A 17,542-nucleotide genomic window follows, 5' to 3' on the forward strand; every position below is an offset into this window, starting at 1 on the left:
TCTATGCGCTGATGCGGTGTCAGGGGTTCTCGATGCGCTCCACGATCAGTTCGCACAGTTCGTGGGTGCGCAGGGCGTCGTGGGCGTCGAGGGTCTTGCCGGTGCGGACGGCGTCGAGGAAGGTGAGGACGACCTGTTCGATGCCGCGCTGGCGGGCGACGGGGACCCAGTCGCCGCGGCGGCGGACGGTGGGCTGGCCGCGGTGGTCGATCACCTCGGCGAGGTTGTGGACCTCGCGCTTGGAGTCGGCGCCGGAGACCTCCAGGATCTCCTCCGTCGATCCGGAGAGGCGGTTCATGATGCCGAGGGCCGTGAAGCCGTCACCGGCGAGGGTGAGGACTACGTGCTCCACCAGGCCGTCGCGGACGCGGGCGCGGACGTCGACGTGGTCGAACTCGCCGGGGGCCAGGAAGCGCAGGGTGTCGACGACGTGGATGAAGTCGTCGTAGACCAGGGTGCGGGCGGCCTCGGGCAGGCCCTCGCGGTTCTTCTGGAGCACGATGAGGTCGCGCGGCCGTTCGAGGGCCTGGGCGTAGCCGGGGGCGTGGCGGCGGTTGAAGCCGACGGCCAGGGAGCGGCCGGTGCGGTCGGCGAGGTCGACCAGGCGGCGGGCGCCGTCGAGGGTGTGGTCGAGCGGCTTGTCCACGTAGACGTCGACGCCGGCCGTGAGCAGCTGCTCGACGATCGGGACGTGCTGGTCGGTCGCCGCGTGCACGAAGGCCGCCCGGATGCCGCTGTCGACGAGCCGGCCGAGGTCGGTGAACCGCTGCTCCGGCGCGATCCGGTACGCCTCGCCGAGCCGGTCCAGCTTGGCGCCGTCCCGGGTCATCAGCCGCAGGTCCAGGCCGGGCAGCGCAGCGAGGACCGGCAGGTAGGCCTTCTGCGCGATGTCACCGAGCCCGATCACCCCGACCGGGAGCGGGGCGTCGGGAACAGTGGTCGAACTCATCGGATCTCCACGGGTGCATAGGGTGGGGCGTTGGCACCCCCACCCTATGCACCGGCCCGGGAGGGGTTACGGGCAGAGCTGGTGGGTCGTCGGGGTGCACTCGGGGTCGGGGTCGATCGGGCCGGTGCCGCCGGGGTGGTAGTTGGACCACCAGAGGGGGGTGCTGCCGTAGTAGACGACCAGGTTGCCGCCGTTCTGGATGGCCAGGTAGGCGCCGGGGTGGCGGCCGGTGCGGCTCTCCCACAGGGGGCGCCAGGCGCCGTCATAGGCGGTGAGGTTGCCGTCGTCCTGGACGTAGAAGTAGGTGCCGAGCCCGTAGGTGCCCACGGCGGTCCAGATCGCGACGTTGTTCTTGTAGAGGACGACGTGCCCGTCGTACTGCTGGGACAGGACGGTGCTGCCGTCGGGCGAGGACCAGCTCTGGCCGCGGCTCAGGCCGGCGGTGGCCCGGATGACCGTCTGGTCGGCGTCGGAAGCGGGCGCCGCGGCGGCCGTGACGGCAGCGGCGGCGGGGGCCGGGGCGCCGTCGGCGGCCTGGGCGGGAGCGCCCAGCAGCCCGGTCGCCATCAGGACGGCGCCCAGCGCGACGCCGGCGCGGGGGACGAGGGAACGAGCGATGCTCATGACGGACACTCTCCTCGAGTCACTTCTCCAGGTGGCCTGTTGCCTCGGAAAGTCTCACCGCGCGCGGGCCGGCCGGGCAAAGCCCTTCGACCCAGCCCGAATCCGGACGCCGCACCGCCTGCACCGCCCGCCCCGCTCCCCCGCTCAGGCCGCCGAGAGCCTGGCCCGGCGCAGCAGGTAGAGGCCCGAGGCGGCGGCGAGCACGGCCATGCAGGCGGCGAAGACCTGGCCCGCCTTGGCCAGGCCGAGGGGCTCGGCGAGCAGGCCGACGCCGATGACGGGGATCGAGATGCCGAAGTAGGCGACGACGAAGAGCGCGGAGAGCGCCCCGCCGCGGTGTTCGGCGGGGGCGACGGCGGCGATCTCGCCGACCGCGCCGCGCAGGCCCATGCCCTGGCCGGCGCCGCCCACCAGGGCGGCGAGGACCAGCGGCGCCAGGACGGCCCAGGCGAGCGAGGAGGCCAGCAGGGCGAGCCCCGCGATGAGCACCAGGCAGCCCAGCGGAATGGCCCGGGCGGCGCCCAGCCGGGGCACCAGGAGCTGGCCGAGGGTGGAGCCGAAGAAGGCCGTGAAGACGATCAGGCCGGTGGCCGCGTGGTTGTGGACGCCCAGGCCCTGCGCGAGGAAGGCGGGGCTGACCGAGGTGAAGACGCCCAGCAGCGAGAAGCCCGCGAAGGCGGCGAGGCCCGCCGGGACGAAGACCCCGCGGACCTCCGGCGGCAGGGACGGCCGGCGCGGGCGGGCGGTGCGCAGCGGGCGGGCGCCCGCGACGGTCTCCGGCAGGAACCAGGTGACGGCGAACGAGGCGGCCAGCAGCACCAGGTGCACGGCGAACGGCAGGATCAGGGGGTACGGCGCGTACTCGGCGAGCACGCCCGACAGCAGCGGTCCGCAGCCGAGGCCGCCCATGTTGGCGGCGGTCGCGGCGAACGCGGCCCGGGCCCGGCGGCCGGGCGGGGCGAGTTCCAGCACGTAGGCGGTGGCGGTGCCGGTGAACAGGCCGGCAGACAGCCCGGAGAGCAGCCGGCCAAGGCAGAGCATCGGCAGGCCGCCCTCGGCGAGGAAGGCGACGGCGCTGCCCGCCGCGAAGGCCAGTCCGCAGAGCAGCACGGGCCGTCGTCCGACGGAGTCGGAGACGTTGCCGACGAGCAGCAGGACGCCGATGACGCCGAGGGCGTAGATGGCGAACACGACCGTGACCATCAGTTCGGAGAAGCCGATCTCCTCCTGGTACAGGCCGTAGAGCGGGGTGGGCAGGGTGGTGCCCGCCATGCAGACGGCGAAGGCGGCGGCGGCACCGAGGTAGCCCGGGCGGCGGGTTGCGGGCGCCCGCCCGGTCGGACGATCGGTCGGACGATCGGTCATCAGCCCACGGTAGGCGCCCCGGCGGGCCCAGGGCGGGTCGGCGGCGGCGGGCTGCGCCGAATGGCCGCCCCGGCGTCCGGCCGGCCGCGGCTCGCAGAAGTGTCCCGACGGGACTTCTGTCCCACTGGGACATTTTTGCGGTGTACGGTGGGGAACGTGAGCATCGAGAAGGACGAGGCGGCCCCCGGGGGGCGGCGTGGGCGCAAGGCCCGGCGCACCCGGGAGTCGCTGGCGGGCGCCGCGCTGCGGCTGGTCCTGGACCGGGGCCTGGCGGCGGTCGCGGTGGAGGACGTCACCGAGCTGGCCGACGTCTCCCGGCGCACCTTCAGCCGGTACTTCCCGTCCCGGGAGGACGCGGTGCTGGACTGCCTGCGGGCGGACTTCGACCGGATCAACGCGGCCCTGGCCGCCCGCCCCGCGCACGAGGCCCCGCTGACCGCCTACCGGGCGGCCCTGCGCGCCTGGCTGCGGGACGAGGACGAACCGGCCTGGCACCGCCGCCCGGACATGCGCGAGCTGTTCGCGCTGATCGCCCGCGAGCCCTCGCTGACCGCCGCCTACCGGCGGATCTGCGTCGACGCCGAGGAGGCGTCCATCCGGATCGCCGCCGAGCGGCTGGGCCTGGACGCCGAGCGCGACCTGCGGCCGGCCGTGGCGATCGGGCTCGGCGTCGCGGCGCTCCAGGCCACCGCCCGTGCCTGGGTCCGCCACCCGGCGCCGGACGACGGGACGTCCGGACTTCCCGCCCTGCTGGAACAGGCCTTCGCGACGCTCGCCGCCGAGCCGCCCCCGGACGCCCCGGCGGGCTGAACCACCGCACCCGCACCGAAGGAGCACCACCATGACCGCCACCACCACCGACACCGCCGGCACGGCCCACCCGCAGGAGTTCACCGGGCGCGTCGCGCTGGTCACCGGCGGCGCCTCCGGCATCGGACTCGCCGTGGCCCGGCGGCTGGCCGCCGGGGGCGCGGCCGTCGCCGTCGCGGACCACGACGCCGAGGGTGCCCGCCAGGCCGTCGCCGCGCTGGAGGCCGGGGGCGCGCGGGCGCTGGCCGTCGAGGTGGACGTGACCGACCCCGAGTCGGTGCGCGCCGCCGTCGAGGCCACCACCGCCGGCCTCGGCGCCCTGCACCTGGCCGTCAACAACGCCGGCATCGCGGGCGCGACCGCGCCGACCGGCGCCTACGACCCGCAGGACTGGCGCCGGGTGCTGGCCACCAACCTGGACGGCGTCTTCTACTCGCTGCGCTTCGAGATCCCGGCCATCCTCGCGGCCGGCGGCGGCGCGGTGGTCAACATGGCCTCCATCCTGGGCACCAACGGCTTCGCCGGCTCGCCCGCGTACGCCGCGGCGAAGCACGGCGTCGTCGGCCTGACCAAGACGGCCGCGCTGGAGTACGCCGCGCAGGGCGTGCGGATCAACGCGGTCGGCCCGGGCTTCATCGACACCCCGCTGCTCGACCACGCCGACGAGGCCGCCCGCGCCGCCCTGATCGCGCTGCACCCGGCCGGCCGGCTCGGCCGCGCCGAGGAGGTCGCCGAGCTGACCGCCTTCCTGCTGTCGGACCGGGCCTCCTTCATCCACGGCAGCTACCACCTGGTCGACGGCGCCTACGCGGCCCGCTGACCCGGCCGGTGTTCGACCCGGGGGGGCACGCGCGCACAGAAGGTGCGCGCGGACTACCAGGGAAGTGGAGTACCAGCATGAAGGCCGTCCAGTACCGCACGATCGGCGCCGCCCCCGAGGTGGTCACCGTCCCGACCCCCGAACCCGGCCCCGGGCAGGTCCTGCTGAAGGTCACCGCCGCCGGGGTCTGCCACTCCGACATCGCCGTGATGAGCATGCCCGCCGAGCGGCTGGGCTTCCCGCTGCCGCTCACCCTCGGGCACGAGGGCGTCGGCACCGTGGCCGCGCTCGGCGCCGGGGTCGACGGCCTGAGCGAGGGCGAGGCCGTCGCCGTCTACGGGCCCTGGGGCTGCGGACGCTGCCTCACCTGTGCACAGGGCAAGGAGAACTACTGTCTGCGCGCGGCCGAGCTCGGCATCCGCCCGCCCGGCCTGGGCGCCCCGGGCGCGATGGCCGAGTACCTGCTCGTCGACGACCCGCGCCACCTGGTGCCGCTCGGCGGCCTCGACCCGGTGCGGGCCGTGCCGCTGACCGATGCGGGGCTGACCCCCTACCACGCGATCAAGCGCTCCCTCGGCAAGCTGCTCCCCGGCAGCACCGCCGTGGTGATCGGCACCGGCGGGCTCGGCCACGTCGCCATCCAGCTGCTGCGCGCGATGACCGCCGCCCGGATCGTCGCGCTGGACGTGACCGAGGAGAAGCTCGCCCTGGCCCGCTCCGTCGGCGCGCACGAGGCCGTCCTCTCCGACGCCCGGGCCGCCGCGACGGTGCGCGAGCTCACCGGCGGGGTCGGCGCCCAGGTGGTGCTGGACTTCGTCGGCGCCCCGCCGACCACGGCCGCCGCCGGTGCGATGGCGGCGGTCGAGGCCGACGTGACCATCGTCGGCATCGGCGGCGGCACCCTGCCCGTCGGCTTCGGCAGCCTCCCGTACGAGGTCTCGGTGGCCTCGCCCTACTGGGGCACCCGCGACGAGCTGATCGAGGTGCTGGACCTCGCCCGCGCCGGGGCCCTCGACGTGCACGTGGAGACGTACGGCATCGACGACGCCCCGCTGGCGTACGAGCGCCTGCACGCGGGCCTCGTCAACGGCCGGGCGGTCATCCTGCCGCACGGCTGACCGGCGGCGCGCGGTCGTCCCGGCGGCCGAGCCGCTGGGCGGTCCCCGGGTGCGCGCCGGCTGTCTCGGTGGGGCGGCGGACCGACCGGACGGGCGCTACTCCCCCCGGTCGCGGAGTTCCCGGACCGCCGCGCGGTGGAGTTCGGCGAGCATCGCGGCGACGGCGGCCGTGACCGGGGTGCTGCGGGTGCGGCGCTCGGCCCAGCGCCAGTCGCCGTCCGGGTTGACCTCCAGGAAGACCGGGGTCCCGGCGCTGAGCAGGAAGTCGAACGCGCCGTAGCGCAGGTCCATCGCCCCGGCCAGGGCGCGGGTCGCGGCGGCGACCGCCGGCGGGGGCGAGGGCAGCGGGCGGACGTCCAGCCGCTCGGGGGCGGCCCAGGGGTCGGCGGGGTCCGCCTTGCCGACCTCGAAGGCGTGCAGCCGCCCGGCCACGAAGTACACCCGCAGCTCGGCCTCGTGCTCGACGTACTCCTGGACGAGCACCGGCGGGCCGGGGCGCGGGGCTCCGGCCAGGTCCGCGCGGTCGAGGACGGTCGGAAAGATCCCGTGCAGCCGGCCCGGCGCCGGCTCGACGAAGTGGTGGTGGGCCGCCTTGACGACCACCCGGGGCCCGTCGAACGCGTCGCGCACGAGGTGCGGGTCGGTGGTCAGCACGGTGCGCGGGGCCGCGACGCCGCACCGCCGGGCGAGCCGGAGCTGGCAGAGCACCCCGGGGCGGTCGGGGCGGATCGCCGTGCCGCAGAGCGCCGCCAGCTGACCGGCCGCCTCCTGCCAGGAGTCGCGCAGGAAGGCGGTCCGGGCGGAGTCGGGGGCAGCGGCCGCGACGGCGGAGGGGGCGAAGTGCCGGATCCAGGTGACGGTGGGGGTCAGCGGGCGCCCGTTGAGCCGCACCGAGCGGCCGTCGGCGCCGAGGGTGAGGGAGGTCGCGGCGAGTTCCTCGGCGTTCAGGCGCACGGTGCAAACGCCCGCCCCGGCCAGCAGCCGCACGACCGGGTCGAGGTCGGTGTCGCAGGCGCGGCTGAGCAGCAGGACGCAGGGCTCCGGGGCCGGGCGCGCGTCGAACACCAGGGCGGGGTCGTCGAGTTGGGCGAGGAAGGACGGGACGTCAGGCATCGGCGTCGGCGGTGGCCTCGGCCGTGGCCTCGGCGTCAGCGGTGGCGAGCAGGTCGTCGGCCATCGCCAGCAGCTTGGTGACGGTGGCCGCCACCTGCCCGGGGGCGGTGGGCAGCCGGTCGGCGACGCGCTGCAGCACCGCCAGGTCGAAGGCCGCCGGCTTCGCGGGGACCGGTTCCGCCGCCGAGCGCAGCACCAGGAGCAGTTCCAGCACCGTCGCCATCTCGGTGGCCAGCAGCCCGAGCGAGGCCAGGTCGCCGAGGTCGCAGCGCGGCCGGCTGTCGCGGTCCAGCACGGACAGCACGCCGATGCAGTCGCCGTCGCAGATCAGCGGCGCGGCCATGATCCCGCGCGGCACGTAGCCGGTGGACTCGGCGGCCGAGCGGGCGAACTGCGGGCTCTGCGCCACGTCGTCCACCACCACCGGCTGGCCGGTCAGCAGCGCCCAGCCGGCGATGCCGGTGCCGGCCGGGAAGCGGGTGCCCAGCAGGTGGTGCTCGCCCTCCCCCGCGACCGCCTCGAACACGAGGTCGCCGTCGGTCTCGTCGACCAGCAGCACGGAGGCCGCGGCGGCGCCGAACACGCTGCGCGCGACCTCCACGATCGACTGGAGCAGTCTGCGCCGGCGCAGCTCGGCACTCTCCAACGGGTCAGTCGACACGCGCACCTCCATCGGGTACGGCTACGTTCTCGGCGGCCAGGTAGAGGACGGACTTGAGCTGGAAGGGGGTGAGCGAGCGGTGCTTGCTGAGAATGAGCGCGCAGATGCCCGCGATGTGCGGGGTCGCGAAGCTGTTCCCGGTGCTGAGCAGCTGCCGGCCGCCGGGGCCGGCCACCGGCACCCGCACGCCGCGGGCGTAGAACTCGACCGGCGGTGACGGGTTGTAGTAGTAGGTCATCGGGTTGGGGCTGTCGTGGCTGGCCACCGAGATGACCGAGGCGAACGGCCACGGGTAGCTGCGCACCGGCATGTTGTGCGCGGAGGCGACGATGACGCAGCGGCGGAAGTAGGCGGAGTCGGCGAGGTCGCGCAGGGCGTCGCAGAACTCCGCCTTGGTGGTGGACAGGCTCAGGTTGATGACGTCGTAGCCCTCCTCGATCGCCCAGGTGAGCCCGGCGAGCAGGGCGGCGCCGCTGCCGTGCCGGCCGCCGGACAGCACGCGCACCGAGGTGAGCAGGGCGCCGGGGGCGAGGGAGCGGATGACGCTGGCGCAGGCGGTGCCGTGGCCGGCGGTGTCGCCGGGCTCGGTGGGGACGACGGCGAGGGTGCCGTCCTCGGCCCGGACCACGTCCATCGCCCGGTCGAGGCCGCCGACCAGCGGGTGGTCGGCGTCGATGCCGCTGTCGAGGACGCAGACGCGCACGCCGGAGCCGTCGGCGCCGCCCCAGGCCCAGTCCTGGGTGAGGTGGCCGCCGAGCGGGCTGATGTCGAAGGGCTCCTGCGGCACCGTCGAGACCGGCAGGCTCCAGGCGGGCACGCCCGGGAAGTGGTCGCGCGCGGGGCGGCGCCAGGGCGGGAGGTGGAGGTCGGTCATCGGCCGCCGCCCCCGTCCGTCCCCTCCGGTGGGCCGGTGGCGAGCCAGGCGCGCACCCGTCCGGCGGGCAGGGTGGCGCCCTTGGCCTCGAACATCCGCAACGCCTCGGTCCCTTCGGCCGTCGCCCGCGCGGCCCGGCCGGCCGCCCGGAGCACGATCGCCCGGTCGAGGAGCGTCTCCCCGAGCAGGCAGGGGTCGTCGGAGCCGGCGCTCAGCGTCCGCGCCGCCTCGGCGGCGGCCAGCGCCTCGGTGTGGCGGCCGCGGGCGGAGGCGATCCGGCCGCGCAGGGCGGCCGCGCCCAGCCGGGCGCGCGGGTTCCCGCCGCCGGCCGCGTCGTCGTCGAGCAGCTCCAGCGCCCCGGCGGCGGCGTCCGTGCGGCCCTGGGCGAACAGCTCGCGGGCGATCGCGACCTCGGTGGTCCGGGTGTCCGGGGCGTGCTCGGCGGCGCGCAGCACACCGAGGCTCTGGCGGTAGCGCGCCTCGGCGACGTCGTGGGCGCCGGCCAGCGACTCGACGAAGCCCGAGGCGTCCAGCACCACCGCGTCCGCGAGGTCGGCGTGCACGTCGTGCGAGTAGGTGAGCGCCTCGGCGAGGGTGCGCCGGGCCGCGGCCACCTCACCGGCCAGCGCCTCCAGGTGGGCGCGGGAGACGAGCACCGGGATCAGCAGCGAGCGGTTGGCGGCGAAGCGCCGGCCGAGCAGGGCGCACAGCTCCAGCGAGGCGGCCACCGGGGTGGGCGTCCACTGCGCCAACTCGCAGACCGCGCACAGCAGTCGGTCCTCCTCGTAGCCGTCGGCCAGGGCCCGGGCGCGGGCCAGTGCGAGGCGGAAGGAGGTCTCGGCGGAGGCGGTGCGCTCGGCGGCCAGGTCGAGGTGGGCGCGCAGCTGGTGCAGCCTGCACCAGCTGAGGTCGTCGTCCGGGTCGCCCTCCAGGCGTTCGGTGAGGCGGCGGGCGTCGGCGGCGACGTCGGCGGGTGCGGCGAGGCCGAGGCGCAGGGCGACGATGCCGTGCTGGATCGCCCGGGTGGCCGCGGCACGGGGGTCGTCGGGCAGCGCGGCCTCGGCGGCGGCGAGCGCGGTCCGGCAGCGGGCCTCGTCCTGCAGCCAGATCCCGGCGTCGCAGACGTGCAGCGCGAGCGCGGTGTGCCGCGGGTCCCCGGTGGGCAGCAACGCGCGTCCGCGTTCGAGGAGTTGGACGGCAGCGGGGAGGTCCTTGCGGGCCAGCGCGCGCATGCCCTCGGCGATCAGGGTGCCGGCCGCCGGTCCGGCCAGGTCGGGCAACCGGGGGTCGCCGGGCCGCAGTTGGCGGCGGAGCAGGCTGGTGGCCTCGACGTGGTAGGCGACGGCCATCGGGTCCGACGGGCGCTCGCGGGAGAGCCGGTCGGCGAGGAAGTCGTGCCAGCGCTCGCGGCGGGTCTTCGGGGTGAACTCGTAGGCGGTGTCGCGCAACAGGGCCTGGGCGAAGCGGTAGGTGCCGGGCGGGCCGGGTTCGAAGACCCGGCGGCGGGCGAGCAGGGCGGTCGCCTCCTCGGCGGCGGGCGGGGCGGTGCCGTCGGCCTCGGCCATCGCGCGCAGCTGGGCGCGGGTGAACTCGCGGCCGACGACGGCGGCGAGTTCCAGCAGGCCGCGTTCGGTGGCGGGGAGCCGGTCGAGGCGGGCACCGAGCAGGGCCTGCACGGTGGGCGGCACCTGGGTGCCGGGGGCGGCCTCGGCGAAGACGTCCATCAGCTGCTCGGCGAAGAACGGGTTGCCGTCGCACAGGGCGACGACCCGGCCGGTCAGCTCCCGGTGGTCGTGCGCCCGGTCGTCCTGCGGGTGGACGTCGCCGCGCAGGGCCAGGGTGGAGACCAGGGCGGCGGTCTGGTCCTCGGTCATCGGACCGAGGTCGACGGTGAGGGCGTACGGCGCGCCGGTGCCCCAGCCCGGGCGCAGCTCGAACAGCTCGGGGCGGGCGACGCAGAGCAGCAGGACGGGGACGTCGCGCAGCCAGCCGGCGATCTCCTCGACGAGTCCGAGCAGCGTCGACTCGGCCCAGTGCAGGTCCTCCCAGACCAGGACCACCGGGCGGGAGCGGCCGAGCACCGCCAGGAGGTGGCGCACCGCCCAGGCGATGTCCGCGACGCCGACCGGCTCCGGGGCGGTGCCCCCGCCCGGGCCGTCCGGGCCGTCCGGGGTGGGGGCGGACTCGGCGACGGCGGCGAGGGTGCGGGCGACCAGGCGCCCGGTGCGGGCGGCCTCGCCGCCGCTCGCCGCGCCAGCCTGCGCGCCGTCATCCCCGGTGAGCAGGCGGGCGAGGGCGGGCCGGCCGCCGGGCAGCGAGTCGAGCATCGCGGCGAGCGGCCGGTAGGTGATGCCCCGGCCGTAGGCGGAGCAGCGGCCGGACAGCACCAGGGCCCCGTCGTCCCCGTCCGGGAGTCCGGCGAGGAACTCGCGGACCAGCCGGGACTTGCCGATGCCGGGCGCGCCGACGACGGTGGCGAGGCAGACCTGCCGCCGCTCGCGGGCCCGCCGGTAGCCGCGCGCGAGCTCGGCCAGCTCACCGGTGCGGCCGACGAACGGGGTGAGCGGGCCGGGCCGGTCGGCCGCCGCCTCGGGGGCGGTGATCCGCCAGGCGGGGACGGGGCGGGACTTGCCCCTGAGCTCCAGCGGCTCGACCGGCTCGACGCCGACCCGCGCCCGCACCATGGCGGCGGTGTCCGCGCAGACCAGCACCTCCCCCGGCCGGGCGGCCGTCTGGAGCCGGGCGGCGGTGTTGACGGAGTCGCCGACGACCCGGAAGTCGTCGCCGGGCCGGGTGATCACCACGACGTTGCCGGTGCAGATGCCGGCCCGGGCCTCCAGCCGCACCTGGTACTCGGCGGCGAGTTCGGCGGCCAGGCCGGCCAGTGCGGCGAGCGCTCCGGTGGCGGCGCGGACGGCGCGCAGCGCGTCGTCCTCGTGCGCGACGGTGGCGCCGAACGCGGCGAGGATCGCGTCCCCGATGAACTTCTCGACCACGCCGCCGTGTTCGGCGACGCAGGCGCCGCAGCTCGCGAAGTAGCGGTCCATGACGCGGCGCAGCGGTTCGGGGTCGAGGCGTTCGGCGAGGGTGGTCGAACCGACGATGTCGAGGAAGAGCATGGACACCTTGCGGCGCGACTCGCGCGGCTCGGGCGGCTCGCCCGCGGCCGCGAGCGGCGCGCCGCAGCCGGCGCAGAACCGGTCCGCCTCGGCGGTGCGGCGGCCGCACGCGGCGCAGCTCACGGCCGGCCCTCCAGGGTGGGTTCGGCGGACCCGGCCGTCCCGGCTGTCCCGGCCGTCCCGGGCGGCGGCTCGGTGGTGTCCGCCGGCTTCGCCGCGGGCGCGGCGTCGGCGGCGGGCAGGGCGAGCCGGGCGTAGACGCCGGCGAGCACGACGAGCAGTCCGGACACCGTGAGGATCGTGTCGATCGGCCCGAACCGCAGCCCGGCCACCGATCCCGAGAAGCCGCGCAGCCCGCTGCCCGCGAGCCAGCCGGACAGCACCGCCGTCAGCATCGCCGCGAGCCGGGTGACCGGGTAGAACACCGAGACCACCCGGCCCCGGAACTCCTGCGGGGTCGCGGCCAGCAGCAGCGGCGCCATGGCGGTGTTCAGCATGGTGATCGGCACGATGAAGACGAACAGCAGGGTCACCGCGGCCGGGAACCCGGTCTGCCGCGAGTACAGCACCAGCAGGGCGCCGCTCGCCATCAGCCCGATCCAGGTGGTCCGGCGGGCGCCGATCCACTGCACCACGCGCCCGGCGGCGAGCGCGCCGGCGATCCCGCCGATGCCCATCGCCATGCCCAGGTAGCCGTACAGCTCGGCGGAGGCGTGCAGGTTCCGGGTGGCGAAGAAGATGTTGAGGGTGCTGAGCGCCCCCGTGCCCAGCTGGCCGATCACGGTGAGCAGCAGCAGGGCGACCAGGAAGCGGTTGCGGCCGAAGAAGCGCAGTCCGGCGGTGAACTCCTGGAACAGGCCCGGCCGTTCGGCGGCCGCAGCGGCCCTGCCGGGCGCCTTCGCGGCGGCGGCCGGGACCACCGGCGTCAGGTCCACCGACCTGATGGCGAGGTAGGAGACCAGGTAGGAGAGCGCGTTGAACGCCAGCGCCCACTGCAGGCCGACCGCGAACAGCAGCGGCGCGGCGAGCGGCGGGCCGATGATCCAGGCCGTCTGGCCGGTCGCCTGGGCGATGCCGGCCGCCCGGGCGCGGTCGGCCTCGTCGGTGACCAGGTCCGCGATGACGGCGAACCGGGCCGGGGTGAAGAACTGGCCGGCCGCGTTGAGCGCCAGCACCGTCCCGTAGATGAGGCCGAGCCAGACGCCCGCCGGCAGGTCCTCGACCGGGACGAAGGAGACGGCGGTCAGCACCGCCACCAGGATTCCGCGCAGCACCTCGGTGCCGAGCATGGTGGCGCGCTTGTCCCAGCGGTCGACGAAGACGCCCGCGAGGGGGCCGACGACCATCACGGCGACGCTGGTCGCGAGGACGACGCCGCTGACCGCCTGCGGCCCCCAGGACTCGCCCTCCGCCAGCACGGTGGCCACCCACAGGACGAGGGTGGTGCTGAACACCGCGTCGCCGACCGAGGAGACCGCCTGGCCGAACCAGAGGCGGGTGTAGGTGGGGCCGATGAGGGTCGGCCGGAGCCTGCCGAGGGCGCTCATGCGGCGCCCTCCGCGCCGAGCAGCAGCGTCATCAGGGCCGTCACCAGGGTGGTGTGGTAGGCCTTGGCGAAGTACCCGGCGGGCGGGTCGGCGGCGCCGGCGCGGGTGGCGGCGGAGCGTCCGGGGACGGAGCCGTCGGGGCGCTGGGCGCGGGCCAGGCACTCGACGGCGGCGGCGCCCTCGGGCGTGCCCGGGGCGTCCAGGCCGAGGCAGACCTGGGTCATCACGAGTTCGGCGGCGAGGTCCCACCAGTCGTGCCGCACGCAGTGGTCGAGCAGCCGGGCGACCAGGGCCGCCGCGTCGGCCACGGCGCCCTCGGGCAGGCCGGGGCCGGTGCGGGCGAAGTCGCTGAGGTAGAAGCTGGAGTGGGTGAGCGCGTACGCCTCGGGGACGGTGACGGGCGGCTCGTCGGGGCCGGCGGCGGGTCGGCCGGCGGCGGATCGTGCGACGTCGGGGCGGGCGGCGTCGGGGCGGCGGCGGTCGCGGCGCGCCGCGCGGGCGAGGGCGGTGGCGGGCAGTTCGACCAGGACGTTGCGCTCGGCGAGGTCCGCGTAGGGCTCGACGGAGTGCGCCACCCCGGCCTTGTCGGCGTAGTACCGCAGTTCCAGCCGCTGGTAGGGCGAGCGCCCGGCCGGGGAGAGGTCGGCCGGGGTGAGCCGGGCGAGGTCGGCCCGGAAGGGCGCGTCGTCCGTCCCGGTGGGCGCCAGGGCGGCGCAGGCGAGCCGGTACTGGGCGGCGGCGCGCGGGTCGGCGGCGAGCAGGCGCGGGAGGCCGGGGTGCCGCCAGATCGCCCGGACCCGGGCGGTGGCCTCGGCGCGGCGCGGGTCGGCGCCGGCGTCGAGGCGGGTCCAGCAGTGGGTGAGCAGGGCGAGTTCCAGCGCGGCCTTGGCCGGGCGGTGCGCGCCGCCGGACTCGCGCCCGGCCGGGCCCGGCGCCGGGCGGTCCGCCGTGAAGGGGTCGAAGTGGTCGAGGTGGCGGCCGAGCCAGCCGAGCGTGCCGTCGCAGAGGCGGCGCAGCTCACCGCCGATGCCGAGGCCGGATGCGGTGGTCACAGGCGCCCCGTCTCGTCCAGGTAGTCGAGCAGCGCGGCGTCCACCGTGTCGTGGAAGGCGGCGAGGGTGCGCCGGTCCTCCTCGCGCCGGTAGAGGTCCTCGCAGCCGACCCAGCGGTCCCGCGTGAGGGCGGCGGGCAGGTAGCCGCCGGTGACGGTGCCGACCTCCCAGTCCGGCTTGCCCGCGGTCTCCCAGCAGCTGGCCAGCGTGCCGTCGGCGCTCACCACCGCGCCGTAGCGGCCGTCGCCGTGGCCGCAGGTGGCGCACGGCCGGTGGGCCTGCGGGCGGGCGACGGTGAAGCCGAGTTCGAGCGCGCGGCGCTGCCAGCCGGTGAACCGCTCGGACAGCTCGCGGGTGTGCCGCAGGTCGTTGCCGTAGCCGACGCCCACATCGCCGACCTGGGCGACGTACAGGGTGCAGCGGGCCGGGTCGAGGGCGCCGGCGAGCCGGTCGATCAGCGCGTCCACGCCCCGGTAGGTCTCCTGGGAGACGTTCACCCGCAGCAGCCAGCGCAGCGGGGAGGCCTCGGAGGCGCGGGCGAGGTTGCCGACGATGGTGTCGAAGGTCCCGCCGCCCTCGGTGCGGCGGATCCGGATCCGGTCGTGGTCGGGGCGGTCGCCGTCGAAGGTGACCTGGACGGAGCTCAGTCCGCGTTCGGCGAGCAGGCCGGCGAGCGCGGGGGTGAGCAGGGTGGCGTTGGAGATCATCCAGGCGGAGGCAAGGCCGTGGTCGGCCGCTCGTTCGAGGAGTTCCAGGCAGCCGCGCGGGTTGAGCAGGGGCTCGCCGCCGAACAGCAGGATGCGCAGCCTCTCCAGCCCGGCGGCGGCCATCCGCCGGTCGGCGAAGTCGAGGATGTCGGTGACGGTCCGCGAGGTCAGCCGGGCGCGGGCGATCCGGGGCGGGCGGCTGCCGCCGTCCCGGTCCTGGCCGGTGTTCTGGAAGCAGTAGCCGCAGCCCAGGTTGCAGTGGGTGCTGGTGAGGACGGTCAGCGCGTAGCTGCGCGGGGCCGGGGCGGTCAGCAGGCCGTGCTCGCGCAGCCGGCGCTCGGTGCCGGGGCGCAGCGTGCCGTCCTCGGTCAACTGGCCGGGGCGCAGCCGGGCGAGGCCGCCGCCGGGGCCGAGGAACCACCAGTTCCGCTCGCCCCGCAGCAGGCGGGCGCCGCCCTCGGCGGCGGTCGGCGCCGGGCTCACCGGGCACCTGCCGGCGCCGCTGCGGCCGACCGGCGGTGCAGCAGGACCACCGTCGCCAGCGCCACCACCAGGGTGGACTGGTAGGAGGCGCGGAAGAACTCGACGGCGTTCGCGCCGGCGGCCGCCCGGTCGCCGGCGGAGCGGCCGGGGACGGCGCCGTCGGGCGACTGGACCTCGGCGAGCATCCGCAGGCCGGCCGCCCCGGACGGGGTGCTCAGCGGGTCGAGGCCCAGGCAGTGCTGGGCGAGCAGCAGCTTGCCGGTGAGGTCCCACGCGCCGCCGCGGACGCACTCCCCGGTGAGGCGCTGGACCCGGTCGCGGGCGTGCGCGAGGTCGGCGGCGCCCAGGCCGGGGTCGCGGAAGCCGAAGTCGGCGAGGTGGAAGACGGTGTGGGTCACGTTGCACACGTCCAGCTCGGCGAGCGGCCGCGCCTCGGTGTGCGCGGCCAGGCGGCTGATCCGGTACAGCTCCGGGTAGTCGGCCAACCGGTGCGGCACACCGGCCAGTTCGGCGTAGTAGCGGGTCTCCAGCTGCAGGTAGGGCGACTTGCGGCGCGGGGTCAGGAGGTCGCCCGCCACCGCCTCGGCGAGGGCCGCCCGGTGCGGGCCGTCGGTGGCCGGGCCGCCGGGGGCGAGCGCCCCGTACATCAGCTGGAACTGCCGGGCGTAGCGGGGCTCGGCGGTGAGCAGGCGCGGGTGGTCGGGGCTGCGCCAGACCTGTTCGACGGTCGCGGCGACCCCGGCCAGGTCCGGGTCCGCCGGGTCGGCCCTGGTCCAGGCGCGGTGCAGCAGGGCGAGTTGCAGCAGCGCCTTGACCCGGGGAGTCACGGGCAGCTCGGCACGGCCTGACGGTGCGTCAAGATAGCCGCAATGCAGGCCGATCCACCGCCGCGCTCCCGCCGAGAGGCTCGTGACGGCCGCGAGGTCCGGGCCGGCTGGTCGGGTACCCATGGTTCTCCCTTGAGGTTGCGGGCTGCTGGGCGGTGCGCTCGACGAGGTCGGCGGCGCGCCGGGCGCTGCCGGCCTCGGCCTCGGCGAGGCGGTGGCCGAGTCCGCGCGCGCGGGCGCGCAGCCGCTCGTCGCGCCAGGCCGCGTCGAGCAGCCCGGCGGGGTCCGGTCGCGGCGTGCGCGGGAGGCGGACGGCGGCGCCGGCACGCAGCAGGGCGGCGCCGAGCACCGGCTGCTCGGATCCGTTGGGCGTCACGCCGAGGGGGCGGCCGCGCAGCAGGGCGCCGAGGACGGGGGCGGAGGTGCCGGCGGTCAGCACCAGGCCGGCGCGTTCGACGAGCGGCCCCAGCCAGGGCTTGCGGACGAGCAGGATGTCGGCGTCCGGGCCCGGCCGCGGATCCCCGGTGCGGCCCTGCTCCACCACGGCCTGGTAACGGCCGCCGGTGAAGGTCGCGTTGAGGCGGGGCCACGGGGTGCCGCCGCCGAAGAAGCGGCCGAGGTGGACGTAGACGACGGGCTTGCCGGTGCGGGCCAACGCGGCGTCCACGGCGGCGAGTTCGGCGGGGTCGGCGGCGGGCTCCCAGGCGAGCGGGCCGACGTGCCGCGCCCCGGGTGGCAACTCGGCGCCCGGGTACTCGAGTTCGGGCAGGCCGCGGAGCAGCAGCGCGTCGCCGAGCAGCGGGGTGTCGTCCGGTGCCGTCCCGCGGCCCCCGGCGGCCGGCCAGCGGGACGGCCGCCCGGCGAGACCGGCCTCCTCGCGGGTGGCGGCGTAGAGCGCCAGGGTCTCGCGGGTCCGGTTCTCCCGGGTGCGGCCGTACTGCGGCTCGTCGGCGCCGCCGCAGCGGTAGGTCCACAGGTGGATCGAGAGTCCGAGCACCACCACCGGGACGTCCAGCACCTCGGCGGCGAGCAGCGCGCCGTTGCACAGCACCGAGGTGACCAGCAGGTCGGCGCCGGCCTGCCGGGCGGCGCGCACGGTGGCCCGGTACTGCCCGAGGCCGGTGACGCCCCAGCGGGCCGCCGAGAAGGCCCGCTCGCCGCCGAACTCCTCCGCCGCCGCGAACGGCAGGCCGGCCTCGGCCGCGTGCGGTGCGGCGGTGGCGCGGCCGAGCACGGAGACCCGGTGGCCGCGGCGCCGCAGCTCGCGCCCGGCGGCGAGCGCCGGGTAGAGGTAGCCGCCGTCACTGAGCGGGCAGAGCAGGATGTTCACGGGGCCTCCGGGCCGGGGCGGGGGTCGTGCCGGACGAGGCGGGGCGAGGCGGGGCGACTGCGGGACGGCGGGGCGCACGGGGGATGAGCGGACCACCCGGCCGCCGGCGGCTCGGGCCGGGGGCCGGGTGGCCCGCTCAGGCG

At 76.7% G+C, this 17,542-nt stretch carries 15 protein-coding genes; 3 read left to right on the forward strand and 12 right to left on the reverse strand.

All coding sequences use genetic code 11. The features are described from left to right. Nucleotides 1-19: 19 nt before the first annotated feature. From ACFCLZ_RS04480 to ACFCLZ_RS04490, 3 genes are all read right to left on the reverse strand, one after another. Nucleotides 20-949 (reverse strand): Gfo/Idh/MocA family protein, encoded by a 930-nt coding sequence (locus ACFCLZ_RS04480; protein WP_380283340.1) that lies wholly within the window; start codon nucleotides 947-949, stop codon nucleotides 20-22. Nucleotides 950-1,015: 66 nt separating this feature from the next. Next, entirely contained in the window at nucleotides 1,016-1,573 is a 558-nt protein-coding gene (locus tag ACFCLZ_RS04485) for a hypothetical protein (protein ID WP_380283341.1), read from the reverse strand. A gap of 144 nt (nucleotides 1,574-1,717) precedes the next feature. Continuing rightward, the gene (locus ACFCLZ_RS04490; protein ID WP_380283342.1) at nucleotides 1,718-2,938 is read right to left on the reverse strand and encodes an MFS transporter; all 1,221 of its coding nucleotides are present in this window, start codon (nucleotides 2,936-2,938) and stop codon (nucleotides 1,718-1,720) included. Between the two features lie 156 nt (nucleotides 2,939-3,094). Here ACFCLZ_RS04490 and ACFCLZ_RS04495 point away from each other — a divergent pair, with 156 nt between their 5' ends. The 3 genes from ACFCLZ_RS04495 to ACFCLZ_RS04505 all read left to right on the forward strand — a co-directional run bounded on the left by ACFCLZ_RS04495 (nucleotide 3,095) and on the right by ACFCLZ_RS04505 (nucleotide 5,686). Then, on the forward strand, nucleotides 3,095-3,748 hold the full coding sequence (locus tag ACFCLZ_RS04495) for a TetR family transcriptional regulator (RefSeq protein WP_380283343.1): 654 nt from the start codon (nucleotides 3,095-3,097) through the stop codon (nucleotides 3,746-3,748). Nucleotides 3,749-3,779: 31 nt separating this feature from the next. Beyond that, nucleotides 3,780-4,568, forward strand: coding sequence for an SDR family NAD(P)-dependent oxidoreductase (locus ACFCLZ_RS04500; RefSeq protein ID WP_380283344.1), 789 nt, complete (start codon nucleotides 3,780-3,782; stop codon nucleotides 4,566-4,568). A gap of 77 nt (nucleotides 4,569-4,645) precedes the next feature. Beyond that, nucleotides 4,646-5,686, forward strand: a complete 1,041-nt coding sequence (locus ACFCLZ_RS04505) for an NAD(P)-dependent alcohol dehydrogenase (protein ID WP_380283345.1) — start codon at nucleotides 4,646-4,648, stop codon at nucleotides 5,684-5,686. 96 nt (nucleotides 5,687-5,782) lie between these two features. Here the strand turns inward: ACFCLZ_RS04505 and ACFCLZ_RS04510 are convergent, their stop codons facing one another. Genes ACFCLZ_RS04510 through ACFCLZ_RS04550 form a run of 9 tightly spaced genes read right to left on the reverse strand, consistent with a single transcriptional unit; the run spans nucleotide 5,783 to nucleotide 17,399 of the window. After that, nucleotides 5,783-6,799, reverse strand: coding sequence for a hypothetical protein (locus ACFCLZ_RS04510; protein WP_380283346.1), 1,017 nt, complete (start codon nucleotides 6,797-6,799; stop codon nucleotides 5,783-5,785). Further along, nucleotides 6,792-7,460: a GAF domain-containing protein gene (locus ACFCLZ_RS04515; protein WP_380283347.1), complete on the reverse strand. Its 669-nt coding sequence runs from the start codon at nucleotides 7,458-7,460 to the stop codon at nucleotides 6,792-6,794. The genes ACFCLZ_RS04510 and ACFCLZ_RS04515 overlap by 8 nt, the downstream gene beginning before the upstream one ends. After that, the gene (locus tag ACFCLZ_RS04520) at nucleotides 7,450-8,334 is read right to left on the reverse strand and encodes a S8 family serine peptidase (protein WP_380283348.1); all 885 of its coding nucleotides are present in this window, start codon (nucleotides 8,332-8,334) and stop codon (nucleotides 7,450-7,452) included. Before ACFCLZ_RS04520 ends, ACFCLZ_RS04515 begins: the two co-directional genes overlap by 11 nt. Further along, entirely contained in the window at nucleotides 8,331-11,576 is a 3,246-nt protein-coding gene (locus tag ACFCLZ_RS04525) for an AAA family ATPase (protein ID WP_380283349.1), read from the reverse strand. The genes ACFCLZ_RS04520 and ACFCLZ_RS04525 overlap by 4 nt, the downstream gene beginning before the upstream one ends. Then, nucleotides 11,573-13,000, reverse strand: a complete 1,428-nt coding sequence (locus ACFCLZ_RS04530) for an MFS transporter (RefSeq protein ID WP_380283350.1) — start codon at nucleotides 12,998-13,000, stop codon at nucleotides 11,573-11,575. Before ACFCLZ_RS04530 ends, ACFCLZ_RS04525 begins: the two co-directional genes overlap by 4 nt. Further along, nucleotides 12,997-14,052 carry a DUF6895 family protein gene (locus tag ACFCLZ_RS04535; RefSeq protein WP_380283352.1) on the reverse strand — a complete coding sequence of 352 codons (1,056 nt, stop codon included), beginning with the start codon at nucleotides 14,050-14,052 and terminating at the stop codon, nucleotides 12,997-12,999. The genes ACFCLZ_RS04530 and ACFCLZ_RS04535 overlap by 4 nt, the downstream gene beginning before the upstream one ends. Next, the gene (locus ACFCLZ_RS04540) at nucleotides 14,049-15,242 is read right to left on the reverse strand and encodes a radical SAM protein (RefSeq protein ID WP_380283353.1); all 1,194 of its coding nucleotides are present in this window, start codon (nucleotides 15,240-15,242) and stop codon (nucleotides 14,049-14,051) included. The genes ACFCLZ_RS04535 and ACFCLZ_RS04540 overlap by 4 nt, the downstream gene beginning before the upstream one ends. After that, on the reverse strand, nucleotides 15,239-16,192 hold the full coding sequence (locus ACFCLZ_RS04545; protein WP_380283354.1) for a DUF6895 family protein: 954 nt from the start codon (nucleotides 16,190-16,192) through the stop codon (nucleotides 15,239-15,241). Before ACFCLZ_RS04545 ends, ACFCLZ_RS04540 begins: the two co-directional genes overlap by 4 nt. After that, nucleotides 16,098-17,399 (reverse strand): glycosyltransferase, encoded by a 1,302-nt coding sequence (locus tag ACFCLZ_RS04550; RefSeq protein WP_380283355.1) that lies wholly within the window; start codon nucleotides 17,397-17,399, stop codon nucleotides 16,098-16,100. The genes ACFCLZ_RS04545 and ACFCLZ_RS04550 overlap by 95 nt, the downstream gene beginning before the upstream one ends. Nucleotides 17,400-17,542 lie beyond the last annotated feature (143 nt).

The sequence above is a fragment of the Kitasatospora purpeofusca genome (genome assembly GCF_042691725.1).
Lineage (GTDB): Bacteria > Actinomycetota > Actinomycetes > Streptomycetales > Streptomycetaceae > Kitasatospora > Kitasatospora purpeofusca_B.